Here is a 13,653-nt window from a genome sequence, read left to right as displayed (position 1 = left end):
ATCTGGGCGGAGATGCCCCACTCTGGTTTGTCGCGCCCAGCCTGTTACCTTGTCTGCTAGGGTAACAGGCTGGGCGCTATTAAAATGATAAGTCTGAAAGGGAGATTATTGGGTGATTGATCAGAAAGAACAAAAAAATCAGGAGGCCGAACACAATCAGGCAGCTAATGTGCTGCTGGAGACGGATATGGACTGTTACCTCACGATCGATGGTGAGGATCATGGCATCCTAAAAAAAGATTACCCCCGCAGCTTCCTTTTGCCGTTGGGATACCCTCTTATTCATGCCGTTACACAAGACGGCTTAATAGCAACAGAATGGGTACAGCCACTTTATCGAGCAGAAGATGATGTCGAGCATTTTATTTATCTGGAGGAAGAGCATGCCAAGGCAAGATTAGCTCTTGAAGAGGAAATGCGAGAGCCGCTGGGCATAGAATGTTTGTCAGTGGAGCAGATACGGAAGGCGCAACTGAAAGCTGCGGAAAGTGCGAGGCTTAACATAGAATTCAGTGATGGGCTGGATTATCCCGAAATGGTGATAATACCGGCAGGCAGTTATCGAATGGGCGAGGTATCTGATAAACATAAGGTCACTATTTCCCGTTCTTTTGCCGTAGGGAAATATCCAGTTACAGTGGAGGAATGGAGAAGATACGTTAAGTCTAAAAGCGAAGTCAAAGAAGAGCCGATGAGCGTTTACTTTGGCGCAGCTGGTGATGGTAGTGAAGTGAAGCCTTACGTGGAGCCAGAAGACCCTCCCCATTGCCCTTCTGATAATGGATGGATAGGTACTACACTGCCGGTCACGAACGTCAGTTGGTTTGATGCGCAGGATTATGTGCGTTGGCTAACTGCCCAAACTGGCCAGACCTACCGCTTGTTAACTGAATCGGAATGGGAATATGTCTGTCGAGCGGGCTCTGTAACAGAATATTATTGGGGCGATGAACTTGGTGATAGGAACTGCAACTGTCAGGATAGCGGGAGCAAATGGAGCTGTAAGCGTGCATCGATAGTGGGAAGTTTTGCACCTAACGTTTTTGGTGTGCATGACATGTTGGGAAATGTATGGGAATGGGTGGAAGACCACTGGCATAATAATTACGAGGGAGCCCCCTCAGACGAGACAGCTTGGACGTATGGAGGTAACCAGCAGGGACGCGTAGTGCGTGGTGGCTCTTGGGATTGTAGCCCTAAACTTTCTCGCTCTGCCAGTCGCGCTCGAGCCGTAACGTCAAGCCGATACGACGATTTTGGGTTTCGTGTTGCCAGCACTTTGGATGAACCGACTGATTAATTGCTTCCATTCTATTTTTTCCCCTATTCATCCTTAACTCACTTTAAGTGACAAATGATGATGAAGTAATCTCAATTGAATCTTGGTGCGATAAGCTCGCTATTACTTCCGCAACGTCTCGGGAGTTTCCGCTGCAAGTACAAAGCTGATCCAGATCGTCATTTTAAGGACGCCTCTAAAAATTCAATTTTGCATGCAGCCGCTTCACATTTTGCCTGCTTACCCCGTTGCCAAAAAAGGCAAGGTGCGAGAAAAATGAGCACAGTATTTCTTTGATATATAAGTGATAATTTTTTAGAATGGCGCGGTATTGTGACGAAGATTAAATTTTAGAGGTGCCCTAATATTGGTGGTATGCAACGAGAGGTGATTAAGGTGGCTAATATGGAAGAACAAAAACCGAAGGATACTGAGCGCAGTCGTGAAGCCACCTTGCTACTCAAGACTGACATGGATTGCCGTCTCATGGTGAATAGCGACAACCTTGGCACACTGCAGAAAAAGACGCCACTCAGTATCGTGTTGCCCTTAGGTAGCCATCTTATTAACGTCATCACGCAAGATGGTCTGCTGGAGAAGGAATGGACGCAGGATTTAAACCATGAGGAGCAGGTTGTCTGTTTGATTCAACTGCAGGAAGAGTATGACCGGCTTCAAGCAAAACGTGAAGAAGAAGTGGGCGAACCGCTGGGCATAGAATGTTGGACAGTGGAACAGATACAACAACAACAAATGGCGGCGGCAACCGAAGTTGGGCTTGCCAAAGTTTTCCGCGATGGGCCAAATATTCCCGAGATGGTGGTAATACCGGCAGGTAGCTATCGCAGAGGGGAAGCATTTAATAAATACAAGGTTGCCATTACTCACCCTTTTGCAATAGGCAAATACCCGGTTACGGTAGCGGAGTGGAAATATTATGTCGAAAAGGGCGAAATATCTTATTCCCCCTCGGATAATGATTGGGGAGGTGATAATTTACCCGTGACCAATGTTAGTTGGTTTGACGCACAGAATTACGTTCGCTGGCTATCAACCCAGACAGGTAAAACCTATCGCTTATTGTCTGAAGCGGAATGGGAGTACGCCTGCCGTGCCGGATCGGTGACTGAATATTATTGGGGTGATGAGATAGGACATAACAATTGCAACTGCCAAGATAGCGGTAGCGAATGGAGTCGTAAACGTGCATCACCGGTGGGTAGCTTTACACCTAACGCTTTTGGGCTGCATGATATGCTGGGCAACATCTGGGAATGGTTAGAGGACCTATGGCATGATAATTACGAAGGTGCTCCGGCCGATGGGAAGCCTTGGTCGTATGGAGGTAACCAGCTAGGTCGCGTGATGCGCGGTGGCTCTTGGAGTAGTTTTCCGAGGTACGCTCGCTGCGCCCATCGTCATGGAAGTGTGCCGGCAATAAGAAATTTTAATTTTGGCCTGCGTCTCGCCAGGACGCTGCCGTAAACGATAGCTAGTTTATTGTAATTTATTTTCAAACCAATCTAAGTTTGTGAACATTCGTGTAGCAGGGCCTTGTAAATTCCCTTCGCTTCCTGGATTTGGTAACACTTTAAAATTGTAGAGGCGTTTTTGAACCTTTTTTATTCCCTTTTCAACTCTTTTAACACTGGATGGTATTTATGAGTAACGAACAACGCGAAGACCATCTCAAGAATCCTGACTGCGGTGGCGAACCTACAGATACGACTACAGCTTCGTCCCAGCAGATTGCTCTATTGCTCGAGTCCGATATGGACTGTTATCTCGAGATCAATGGTGAAGATCAAGGTCAATTGGATAAAAACACACCCCGTCGTTTTGTTCTGCCTGCAGGCAGCAACCTCATTAATGCCGTCACGCAAGATGGTTTAGTGGAAAAAGAATGGGTGCAGGCATCTGCTAATGAAGAGGTCACCCAACACATCTATCTGGCGAAGGAACATACGCAGGCACAGACCAAGCTTAGGGAACAGAAGGAAGAGCTGAACGGACCGCTGGGTATCGAGTGCTGGTCGGTAGAACAAATTCAACTGGAACAGATGGCGGCGGCAAAAGAAGCTGGTCTTGCCACAGTTTTTCGTGATGGGCCAGATACGCCTGAGATGGTGGTGATACCGGCAGGTAGTTATCGTATGGGCGAAGCATCTAACAAACATAAGGTTGCCATTGCTCGTCCTTTTGCAGTAGGAAAATATCCGGTTACCGTGGCGGACTGGAAGCGTTTCGTCGTATCCGGCGAGACAGCCTATTCCCCCGCAGACAATGGTTGGGCAGGTGATAATTTGCCAGTAACCAATGTTAATTTTCTTCATGCGCAAGCTTATGTGCGCTGGCTATCAAAGCAGACCGGCAAGAGCTACCGCTTGTTGTCAGAGGCTGAATGGGAATACGCGTGCCGTGCCGGGTCGCTGACGGAATATTACTGGGGTGATGAACTTGGCAAGAACAACTGCAACTGCCAAGACAGCAAAAGCGAATGGAGTTGTAAGCGTGCCTCGCCAGTAGGGAGTTTTGCGCCTAACGGATTTGGGCTGTACGACATGCTGGGGAACGTATGGGAATGGGTTGAGGATACATGGCATGACACCTACCGAGGGGCTCCAGCAGATGGCTCAGCCTGGTCGTCTGGCGGTGCAATAAGCACCCTGAGCAACCAGGAATGGCGCGTGCTGCGCGGCGGTTCTTGGATCATTGATCCAAGGGATGCCCGCTCCGCTGTGCGATTTATGAGTGATCAGTCAAGCCGTGACTCTTACACAGGCTTCCGTATTGCTAGGACATTGCTATAAAATTATAGCTTACTCTATATAAGTAGGAATCCACAAAAGGTAGTAACAAGAGCATCCCAACACAACCATAAAAATGGTTGCCAATAACTGTATTACCAAATAGTTTTATAAAGAGAATAACGCCGCGTTGCGCGGCGTTATATGTCGATATATGGGTACCGACTTGACCGGTTCGACGCCGGTAAATATTCACTTCAGATTGTATTTATTCCAGTCTCGATAAGCGCCTCCCAAATGGTTTACGTACTGATCTTACCCAACTCTTCTACCTCTTTTATACACTCAACTTGAGACAAATTCAAGTTGTTTAATAAGAGTAAATCAAGCCCCCGTTGCAAGCAGAGGGATGTTAATTGAACTCATACAATTCACTGATTTTCAGTCAGCTCTTGCGCCAAGGCGTAGGAAGTAAATCTGCAAATATTAAAACTCGATCATTTCGAAATCTTCCTTACGCGCCCCGCACTCCGGGCAAGTCCAATTAATAGGCACATCTTCCCAGCGCGTGCCGGGCAAGATGCCATCTTCTGGGGAGCCGGTGGCTTCGTCGTATAGCCAGCCACAAATTAAGCACATGTAAGTTTTATATTCAGGGTTCGGGGTCATGGAGCGTAATTTCAGTTAAAATTGCATTTTAATTTTGTATTTTACAATGACACACACCGCCATGTCTGATATCCCACCTATTGTCCTTGCTTTTGGTGCCACCGATCCCAGCGGGGGAGCAGGCTTGCAGGCCGACATTCTGACTATTGCCAGCATGGGTTGTCATCCCCTGACCGTTGTGACAGCAGTCACGGTACAAGACACAGGTGGAGTAGATGACCTATTGCCAATAGATGCTGAATGGGTATCTGACCAGGCACGTGCAGTGCTGGAAGACATGCCCGTGGCAGCGTTCAAAATCGGCCTTCTGGGCAGCGTAGAGAATATTGCGGCGATTGCTGAAATAATTTCAGATTATCCAGATATTCCGTTAGTATTTGACCCGGTATTAGCATCTGGCCGTGGCGATGAACTAGCTGATGAAGACATGTTGGACGCACTCCATGAGCTTTTGCTGCCGCAGACCACTATCCTGACACCAAATAGCATAGAGGCACGCCGCCTCATTCACGATGAAGATAATGACGAAGATAATCCTGACTTGGCCGAGTGTGCCAAGCGCATCGTGCAGCTCGGCTGCGAATATGTACTGGTGACCGGAACGCATGAGCATACGCCAAAGGTGATTAACACACTTTACAGCGAGAACGGCATAGTACGTAGCGATAGCTGGGCGCGTCTATCGAACATTTACCACGGTTCCGGCTGCACACTGGCCTCGGCCATTGCATCATTGCTGGCAAACGGCCTGTCGATGAATGAAGCGGTGAAAGAGGCTCAAGAGTTTACATGGCAGGCATTGCAATATGCCTTCCGACCCGGCATGGGGCAGCACATTCCAGATCGTTTATTTTGGGCCCGTGATGACGAAGAGGATGAATCCAGCGTACGCCATTAGCGGCATTTACGCCATAACGCCAGATTGTGCGGATACAGCCTATTTGCTGCACCTCGTGCGACTGGCACTGACAGGCAAGATACAGGTTCTTCAGTACCGCAATAAATCAGCAATTCCTGCACAGCGATTGGAACAGGCTCATGCCTTACGCAAACTGACTAATGAATTTGCCGCAACGTTTATTGTAAACGACGATGTACAACTGGCGGCGCAGGTGGATGCGGATGGCGTGCATTTAGGTGCAGCGGATAATAGCGTTCATACGGCGCGTGCCGCACTAGGAGCGCATAAAATCATCGGGGTTTCTTGCTATAACCGTCTATCACTGGCTCAAGATGCAGTTCATGCAGGCGCGAATTACGTGGCATTCGGAGCATTTTTCCCCTCGACCATAAAGCCCAACGCTGCAGTGGCAGATATTAAATTATTGCATCAGGCGCGTGCCGAACTTTCCGTGCCATTGGTAGCAATAGGCGGCATCACCCCTCTCAATGCCGCATCGTTAGCACATGCTGGTGCAGATGCGCTGGCGGTAATTTCGGCTTTATTTGGCTCGGATGACGTAATTGCGACAGCAAACAAATTGTCCACATTGTTTAATTCAAATCGGCTACTTACTGGAAGGCTTACGAGCTAGCTGATAGTCAGCTATCAAAGGCATCCAGAGGTGATTTGACCCAGCACTTTTTATATTTAGATTCGACTTTATCAACCGTCAGAAGCCTTCTGACAATAAATGCGCAAACATGCACCGCGCGTGCATCCAGGCTACGCTTACTTATTTCCCTGCGTCAATGCCATTGCTTTCTGAAAATACTTAAATGCCTCGTCCGGTTGTTGCAATTTTTCAGACAAATCACCGAGCGCGGTATACGCAGCGCTGCTGGGTGTAATACTGTTGCTGGCATCCAGATAGTTTTGCGCTTTACTCCACAACCCTTGATGTAAACACAACTTCCCCAGCACCAGTAGCAATCCGGAATCGTCAGAATGACGCTTAAGCCAACGTTCCGCTTGTTCAATATGGCTCCCAGCTTCACCCGTCAGACATTCCCCATATAGCATGACCAAGTCACTGTCCCATTCCGCGTTTAGCCTGTCAGTTATAATCTGCTTTGCACTACGGCAATCCCCCTGTTCGATGAAAGCACGCGCAGCGGCTGCTGCGACTTTAGGACGCTTTCTGAATTCGCCTGGGGTGCTTTTCCAAATGGCCAACAATGCTGAAGCATCCAGTTTGTGTGAGCGGATTTTTTCCAGCCAAGCCTGTTGACGTATCTGTGCAGCAGCGGTGTCATCCATTGCATTGCGTTTTTTCAACTGATCTACGGTATCTAGTACTGCATCCCAATTTCGCGCCTGTTGCTGTGCTCTAAGTTCAAGATGAAGTGCACCGACATGCCCTTTTACCCCGCTTTCTCGCAATTTTTTCAGTGATTGAAGTGCAACCTGCGGTTGATGCTGATCAAGATTGAATTTGGCTTGCGCCATCAAGCGCATGGTGGATCCGCCGGCCGAATTATTGTCGGCAGCCAGGTATGCATCTCGCTTGTCAAATTCACGCAGCTCATGTGCTGCACGTGCTGCAATGACAGAGTTGAGGTCAGTACTTTCGGCAAGTTTCATCGCGCGTACAGCAGCCTTTTCTGCCACCGCGTAGCGTCCTTCGAAGAATGCGATAAGTGCTTCCGTCATGGCTGAGCGTCCTTTACTGTGAGCACGTTCAATGCGGAACTGGCGCACGTATGCGGGAAGGTTGATGACGGATAGCGCAAAGCGCACAGCTAAATATCCCAACACGAACAGGGCTAACAGCAGCAGCACAAACAGGGTGAGCGACATTTCCATTCGATAGGGCGGATACACCAGCAGCAAATAGCCGGGATTGTGTGCGGCCAACTTCAGCGCCACGGCTAGCGAGAACAATCCTAGTAGCCAAACCAGGAACTTCATCGCGCCCCCTTGCCGATCGATGAACGATAGTTACGTGCAGCTTCCAGACTCGCACTGACATCCGGCAACTCAATGTTAATGCTGGACTCCTGCAGCTTCTGCAAGGTGGTTACCGCCAGCGCGCCACTGGTGGATTTAACATCAAAATAACGTACTATCCATTCCTGTGCCAACTGCAGATCATGTTTAAAACTCCTTTCGTCGTACGACAACAAGCTAAGACGTGCAGATAATAGACGCAGCTTCAAATTTTCACGTAAAAAGAAAGCTTGCGTAGGTGGTAGTAGCGGCAACTCAAGCTTTTGCGTATTTTCGATTCGAACCAAGCGACTCATATCTTCCCAGACTTCGCGCAGCAACCTTCGCCATGCAGCCTCATTACTCACTGGCGCAATCGTAGCGATATTTTTTTCCTGCGGCACATGAGTATTGTCCTGTATGAGCTGCAAGGTACCCACATCAGCGATAAGATTGTCGAGACGGAACTTAATGTCAGGAACATCTACATCTGGCAAGGTACGCAACTTGTCAATGTCGCGATTGATGATCTTACGCAATCCCTTTAAAGCAGCTCGATCCATACGCTTAAGACGATCATCAGCCTGTTGCATCGCGATTAATGCCGTCTTAACATTGGCTGAAAGTTGCAATTGCTGTCCAGCAATCAGCAGTAGTTGCTCAACTTCAGCCAGCGCCGTCTCATCGCGGCTGCCGGACAGGTCTTGATACAGCGACTCCTGCGCAGCTCGATGATTTTGCGCTTCGGCAGCATAGGTTTCCAGCACACCAACTTTGGCAGATAATTCGCGCATAGACTCCCGCATTTGCGTCGTCAATAGTTGATTTGCCTTATTGTTGTCATCCATTTTGGCCAAGCGGCGCGCCAAATCTTGTTGCATACCATTAACCCGCCGGTGGGTGTCAAACCACTGCCATAAGAACAATATCAGCACTGCAGCCAACACTATTCGCATAATACTAATACGCGAAATAAAATTTCCCGCATTATTTTGCGGCGGATCGGCAGGTGCTTTTGCGGCCTCTTGTTTAATAAGATTGACTGGTTCGGTGGGTGGTTCTTGCTTGGTCATAGCTTCTTCCCAATTGTGTTAGGCGAATTTTTTTTTGCCCATATTGCCAAACCGGATATCAAACCATCATCCCCTTCTCCAGTCAGCACCACCTCGCTCCAACCCTGCTTATGCGCGGCTTCGGCAATGCGTGCATGCGTTACGAATAATGGCACAGCCGCAAGCTGTTTTTTCGTTACAGGATCTAGTATTTCCAACAAATTACTTAAAGCCTCGCTGCTGGTTATTGTAATGACATCGGGGTTGGTAGTAAGCAACATAGTGGCCTCTTGATGCGGTTTGGATCGTTGGTAGCAAGTTACGTACTCAACCTTTGCGCCACGTGATTTAAGGGTATCACCCAATACCGCGCGTCCACCATTACCCCGAAAAATCACCACGCGCCAACCTGCGATATTTTTCAAATCCGGCAACGCCAGCAAGGCTTCGCTATCGAAACGTTCCTGTGGAGTGATGACATTTTTCACACCGTAATCACGCAGTGCGCGAGCACTACCTTGTCCTACCGTCGCAATTTTTAAGTTCGCGGGTAACTCATTGTTTTGCTCAATTGAATCACTAACGCCCCCTCCAATTTGGCTGTCCGCATCTGTTCCATTTGTTGGGGGAAAGACGCTGGAAGAGCCAGACTGACTGACGGAAAGAAATTTATTTGCAGCAATAATAGCTGCCATACCATAGCGCACTGCATTGGGACTAATGAAAACAGCAAGATTGAATTCATGTAAGTGGGCAACAAGTGCATGCAAAGGCTGCAAGTCAAGCGCCGGACTGATTTCCAACAGGGGAAATAGAGTAGCCCGTCCACCAGCCTGTGTTATGCGATGAGCCAAATCCCTCGCCTGCTCGCGCGGGCGAGTCACCACGACATTCAATCCGGCTAGTGGCTGTTGCATAATGTCAAAATGAATTTATTATCACAAACAAGCTGCTGTGCAAAGTCAAAAATCCTGGGCTAAAAATTTAATTCACTCGCTCTTGCAATCAAAAACCATAACCGCCGAAATATATTGTATTTTTTGTATCCTGGTATCAAGGTTCATATAGCTGCAAGGATCTCATCCGCACCCTGCGCGCGCAATGATTGCGCCACAGCATTACCCAATGCTTCTGGATCGGCAGTTGTACCACTTAGCTCGGCATGCGCCATGCGCCTGCCATCCGGACTGCCGACAAAACCTCGCAAGTGCAGTTCACTGCCGACTATTTCTGCAAAACCACCTAACGGTACCTGGCAACTACCCGCCAACGCACGACTTAAGGCACGCTCAGCTCGCACACAAGCAGCAGTATCCTCATGGTGCAGTGGTCGCAACAATACTTCCAGATCGGGCCGGGAAGTAAGACATTCAATGCCAAGCGCACCCTGGCCTACTGCTGGCAGGCTGCTCTTAGGAGAAATCAAATCGCGGATACGATCACCCAGGCCTAAACGCGTCAAGCCAGCAGCGGCGAGAATAATGGCGGCATACTGACCTTCGTCCAGTTTACGCAATCGAGTCTGTACATTACCTCGCAGTGACTCAACTTTTAAATGAGGAAAACGTGCGCGCAACTGACTTTCACGGCGTAAGCTCGAAGTACCTACCACACTGCCCGGCGGTAGTGATTCAAGATTGGCATGGAGGTTAGAAACGAAGGCATCGCGCGCATCCTCTCGTTTGTCAATGCAGGCCAACATAAATCCCTGTGGCATATGCATTGGCATATCCTTCAACGAATGCACCGCAATATCAGCACGTCCATCTTCCAACGCAGTCTCAAGTTCTTTTACGAATAAACCCTTGCCACCGATTTTAGATAGCGATACATCAAGGATTTTATCGCCTTGCGTAGTCATGCCCAATATGCTGATTTCGGTTTGTTGGTATAATGCGCTTAGTCGATCACGGATAAACTCTGCCTGCCACATTGCCAACGCGCTTTCGCGCGATACGATGACCAGTTTTGCTGGAACGGCTTGCGCCTGAAATACTTGATTCATTGGTTTTCCTGAATCTTTAAGTTGTAAATTCGATTACGCCGCATTCTAACATGAGCCTATTGTGCGTGCGTTATACCGTATGTTTTAGAAGATACCTGTTTAAGAAGATAAATACTATGAACTTGCTTGCTACGCCCGCCGATATTAGCTTAAAAGACACGCCACTGCGCGAAGACATTCGTCTACTCGGACGTATCCTTGGTGACACCTTGCGCGAGCAGGAAGGCGATGAAACCTTCGATTTGGTCGAGAGTGTGCGCCGCTGTGCAGTACATTTCCGCAAGACTCAGGACGAGGGCGATCGCGATCAACTGGAACAAATATTGGATGCGTTATCACCGCAGGATACATTGTCAGTTGTTCGTGCTTTCAGTTATTTTTCGCAACTTGCTAATATTACTGAAGATTTACATCACAACCGTCGCCGCCGCGCGCATCTCATTGCCAACTCCCCACCCCGGGAAGGAAGTGTGGAACTGGCTTTCGACCGTTTGCAGGAAAAGCAAATTTCCGTAGAAGCGATACAGGAATTTTTTGACAAGGCACTAATCTCTCCTGTGCTCACGGCACATCCTACCGAAGTGCAACGAAAGAGTATCCTCGACTGTCAGCTCATAATCGCCAGCTTACTATCAGATCGCGATCGAATCAACATGACGCCTAACGAGCTGGCTGACAATGAAGAAGCATTGCGCCGCTTCGTGCTGATTCTGTGGCATACGCGCATGTTACGCACATCAAAATTAACAGTGCCGGATGAAATCAAAAATGGACTGTCCTATTACCGATATACCTTTTTCAGGGAAATTCCCCAAATTTATGTCAGCCTGGAAAAACAGATCGAAGCACGTTTTGGCAAGCGCCTACGCATTCCGCCATTTCTGCGCATCGGTAGCTGGATCGGGGGCGACCGTGATGGCAACCCATTTGTCACGCATCAAGTTATGCTGGATGCTGCAATGCGACATTCGGCTACAACACTGGAATATTATCTGTCAGAAACCCACCTGCTCCGCAAGCGGCTTAGCCTGTCTACCCGGTGGGTAAAAGTCAGCAAAGAGTTGGAAGCGTTTTCCGCCCGGTCGCCAGACAGAGCAATAAGCCGCAAAGATGAGCCCTATCGCCGTGCTCTAATCGCCATCTACGCGCGATTAGTAGCTACTACGGCACAGCTTGGACATCACGTTAAACACGTGCGCCCAGTTAGCCGAAATGCCAAACCTTACGCTAATGCGCAAGAATATATAGCTGACCTTGATATCATTATTAATTCGCTTGAACAACATGGTGCAGTATATCTGGCACGCGGACGAGTGGGTTGTCTACGCCGCGCCGTCGAGCTATTCGGCTTTCATCTTGCACCGCTGGATATGCGCCAGCACAGTGGCGTGCATGAGCTTGTAGTGAGCGAGATACTCGCCAATGCTGAAAACATCAATTATAAGAAGCTGGATGAGACAGAACGCTGCAGCATATTAATTAAGACGCTACAGACAGGCAAGATATTGGCCAGTGATATAGAACAGTATTCTGATGTCGTAAAAAGCGAGCTTCAACTGATGCAAGTGGCTGCCAAAATTCACTCCCAATTTGGTCATGTTGCACTCCCCAACTATATTATTTCCAAAGCTGACGCTGTAAGCGACCTGCTCGAAGTCGCACTGATACTGCAACAGGTCGGCTTGTTGGAAAACAGTCATGAGTTACATCTCAACATTATTCCGCTATTCGAGACTATCGCCGATTTGCGTAGTTGCGGCGTGATCATGAACGAATTATTCTCCATTCCGTTCTACCGTGAATTACTAAAGAGCCGCGGCAATACACAGGAAGTAATGCTCGGTTATTCCGACAGTAATAAAGATGGTGGTTACCTGACCGCCAATTGGGAACTTTATAAAGCTGAACTCGAGCTGGTTAAGGTCTTCGAAAATCATGGTGTTGATTTGCGACTTTTCCACGGACGTGGCGGCACAGTAGGGCGCGGTGGTGGTCCAAGTTACGAGGCTATCCTGGCACAGCCGCCTGGCAGCGTAAACGCTCAAATTCGCATTACAGAGCAGGGTGAAGTCATCTCCAGCAAATACTCTGACCCTGAGATCGGACGACGCAATCTTGAAATTCTCATCGCCGCCACCATGGAAGCAACGCTACTGCATAACCATGGCGATGACAATGGTAGTTCCATGCCGGAATACCTCCGTATTGCGGAAGCACTCAGTCTGGACGCCTTCGCCTCCTACCGCAAGTTGGTATATGAAACGCCCGGTTTTACCGATTATTTTTTCGCTTCTACTCCGATCCGAGAGATTGCTGAACTCAACATCGGTAGTCGCCCCGCCTCGCGTAATGCCTCCAACAACATCGAAGACTTGCGTGCAATTCCTTGGGTGTTCAGTTGGAGTTTGAACCGTGTACTATTGCCTGGCTGGTATGGGTTTGGCAGCGCGATACAACAATTTATTGAACGTGAAGGTGAGTCTGGGCTACAGCAACTACAAGCCATGTATAAAAATTGGGCTTTTTTTCGCGGCCTGCTCTCCAACTTGGACATGGTTCTGTCGAAAACAGACATGGGCATCGCCTCACGTTATGCAGAATTAGTGCCTGACGAAACCTTACGTCACAACATATTCGGCATGATTGAAACAGAATGGCAGCGCACAGTGGACATGCTGTTCGCAATCACCGGCGCGACCACTTTGCTGGAAGGTAATCCTACCTTGGCGCGCAGCCTCACTACGCGCACTCCCTATATCGACCCGCTTAACCACCTGCAAGTGGGATTATTACACCGCCACCGCGCGGGTGATAACCACTACTTAGTTAAACGTGGGATACACCTGACAATAAACGGAATTGCAGCAGGTTTACGAAATAGCGGATAGTCGAGGCAATATTACTGCCATTCAATTTACATGCAGGTTTTAGAAAGGCTTTGGATATATTTAAGCGGTTTGAAAAACCTGCATGTACGCTGTTGCAACAAACATTAGTTCGCCTCTAAAAATTCAAATTTTCAGGCAAGACAC

Annotated in this window: 11 protein-coding genes; 6 read left to right on the top strand and 5 right to left on the bottom strand. The window is 48.5% G+C overall.

Annotated features, from left to right (window positions below; genetic code table 11):
- Positions 1 to 112: 112 nt before the first annotated feature.
- The 3 genes from MJ770_RS01885 (at position 113) to MJ770_RS01875 (ending at position 4,089) form a co-directional block, all read left to right on the top strand.
- Positions 113 to 1,300, top strand: a complete 1,188-nt coding sequence (locus MJ770_RS01885; RefSeq protein WP_239249864.1) for a formylglycine-generating enzyme family protein — start codon at positions 113 to 115, stop codon at positions 1,298 to 1,300.
- 384 nt (positions 1,301 to 1,684) lie between these two features.
- Positions 1,685 to 2,764 (top strand): formylglycine-generating enzyme family protein, encoded by a 1,080-nt coding sequence (locus tag MJ770_RS01880; protein ID WP_239249862.1) that lies wholly within the window; start codon positions 1,685 to 1,687, stop codon positions 2,762 to 2,764.
- A gap of 176 nt (positions 2,765 to 2,940) precedes the next feature.
- Positions 2,941 to 4,089 (top strand): formylglycine-generating enzyme family protein, encoded by a 1,149-nt coding sequence (locus tag MJ770_RS01875; RefSeq protein WP_239249860.1) that lies wholly within the window; start codon positions 2,941 to 2,943, stop codon positions 4,087 to 4,089.
- A gap of 423 nt (positions 4,090 to 4,512) precedes the next feature.
- Here MJ770_RS01875 and MJ770_RS01870 read toward each other — a convergent pair whose 3' ends face one another.
- Entirely contained in the window at positions 4,513 to 4,695 is a 183-nt protein-coding gene (locus tag MJ770_RS01870) for a rubredoxin (protein ID WP_239234493.1), read from the bottom strand.
- A gap of 61 nt (positions 4,696 to 4,756) precedes the next feature.
- Between MJ770_RS01870 and thiD the strand changes: the two genes are divergently transcribed.
- Entirely contained in the window at positions 4,757 to 5,593 is an 837-nt protein-coding gene (gene thiD, locus MJ770_RS01865) for a bifunctional hydroxymethylpyrimidine kinase/phosphomethylpyrimidine kinase (protein ID WP_239249987.1), read from the top strand.
- Positions 5,571 to 6,230 (top strand): thiamine phosphate synthase, encoded by a 660-nt coding sequence (gene thiE, locus MJ770_RS01860; RefSeq protein WP_239249858.1) that lies wholly within the window; start codon positions 5,571 to 5,573, stop codon positions 6,228 to 6,230. The genes thiD and thiE overlap by 23 nt, the downstream gene beginning before the upstream one ends.
- A 137-nt stretch (positions 6,231 to 6,367) precedes the next feature.
- Here the strand turns inward: thiE and MJ770_RS01855 are convergent, their stop codons facing one another.
- The 4 genes from MJ770_RS01855 to hemC form a co-directional block, all read right to left on the bottom strand.
- Entirely contained in the window at positions 6,368 to 7,546 is a 1,179-nt protein-coding gene (locus tag MJ770_RS01855; RefSeq protein WP_239249856.1) for a heme biosynthesis HemY N-terminal domain-containing protein, read from the bottom strand.
- On the bottom strand, positions 7,543 to 8,637 hold the full coding sequence (locus tag MJ770_RS01850) for a uroporphyrinogen-III C-methyltransferase (protein WP_239249854.1): 1,095 nt from the start codon (positions 8,635 to 8,637) through the stop codon (positions 7,543 to 7,545). The genes MJ770_RS01855 and MJ770_RS01850 overlap by 4 nt, the downstream gene beginning before the upstream one ends.
- Positions 8,634 to 9,533 carry a uroporphyrinogen-III synthase gene (locus tag MJ770_RS01845; RefSeq protein ID WP_239249852.1) on the bottom strand — a complete coding sequence of 300 codons (900 nt, stop codon included), beginning with the start codon at positions 9,531 to 9,533 and terminating at the stop codon, positions 8,634 to 8,636. Before MJ770_RS01845 ends, MJ770_RS01850 begins: the two co-directional genes overlap by 4 nt.
- A gap of 143 nt (positions 9,534 to 9,676) precedes the next feature.
- Positions 9,677 to 10,621, bottom strand: coding sequence for a hydroxymethylbilane synthase (gene hemC / locus MJ770_RS01840; protein WP_239249850.1), 945 nt, complete (start codon positions 10,619 to 10,621; stop codon positions 9,677 to 9,679).
- Positions 10,622 to 10,737: 116 nt separating this feature from the next.
- On the opposite strand from hemC, the gene ppc reads away from it, so the two are divergent.
- Entirely contained in the window at positions 10,738 to 13,509 is a 2,772-nt protein-coding gene (ppc, locus tag MJ770_RS01835; RefSeq protein WP_239249848.1) for a phosphoenolpyruvate carboxylase, read from the top strand.
- Positions 13,510 to 13,653 lie beyond the last annotated feature (144 nt).

Source organism: Candidatus Nitrotoga sp. M5, assembly GCF_927904885.1.
Classification (GTDB): Bacteria; Pseudomonadota; Gammaproteobacteria; order Burkholderiales; family Gallionellaceae; genus Nitrotoga.
This window is presented reverse-complemented; position numbering and strand designations above follow the sequence as displayed.

Coding starts and splice junctions, on each gene's coding strand:
- MJ770_RS01880 (WP_239249862.1), top strand. CDS start 1,685: ATGGAAGAACAAAAACCGAAGGATACTGAGCGCAGTCGTGAAGCCACC.
- MJ770_RS01875 (WP_239249860.1), top strand. CDS start 2,941: ATGAGTAACGAACAACGCGAAGACCATCTCAAGAATCCTGACTGCGGT.
- MJ770_RS01870 (WP_239234493.1), bottom strand. CDS start 4,695: ATGACCCCGAACCCTGAATATAAAACTTACATGTGCTTAATTTGTGGC.
- thiD (WP_239249987.1), top strand. CDS start 4,757: ATGTCTGATATCCCACCTATTGTCCTTGCTTTTGGTGCCACCGATCCC.
- thiE (WP_239249858.1), top strand. CDS start 5,571: ATGAATCCAGCGTACGCCATTAGCGGCATTTACGCCATAACGCCAGAT.
- MJ770_RS01855 (WP_239249856.1), bottom strand. CDS start 7,546: ATGAAGTTCCTGGTTTGGCTACTAGGATTGTTCTCGCTAGCCGTGGCG.
- MJ770_RS01850 (WP_239249854.1), bottom strand. CDS start 8,637: ATGACCAAGCAAGAACCACCCACCGAACCAGTCAATCTTATTAAACAA.
- MJ770_RS01845 (WP_239249852.1), bottom strand. CDS start 9,533: ATGCAACAGCCACTAGCCGGATTGAATGTCGTGGTGACTCGCCCGCGC.
- hemC (WP_239249850.1), bottom strand. CDS start 10,621: ATGAATCAAGTATTTCAGGCGCAAGCCGTTCCAGCAAAACTGGTCATC.
- ppc (WP_239249848.1), top strand. CDS start 10,738: ATGAACTTGCTTGCTACGCCCGCCGATATTAGCTTAAAAGACACGCCA.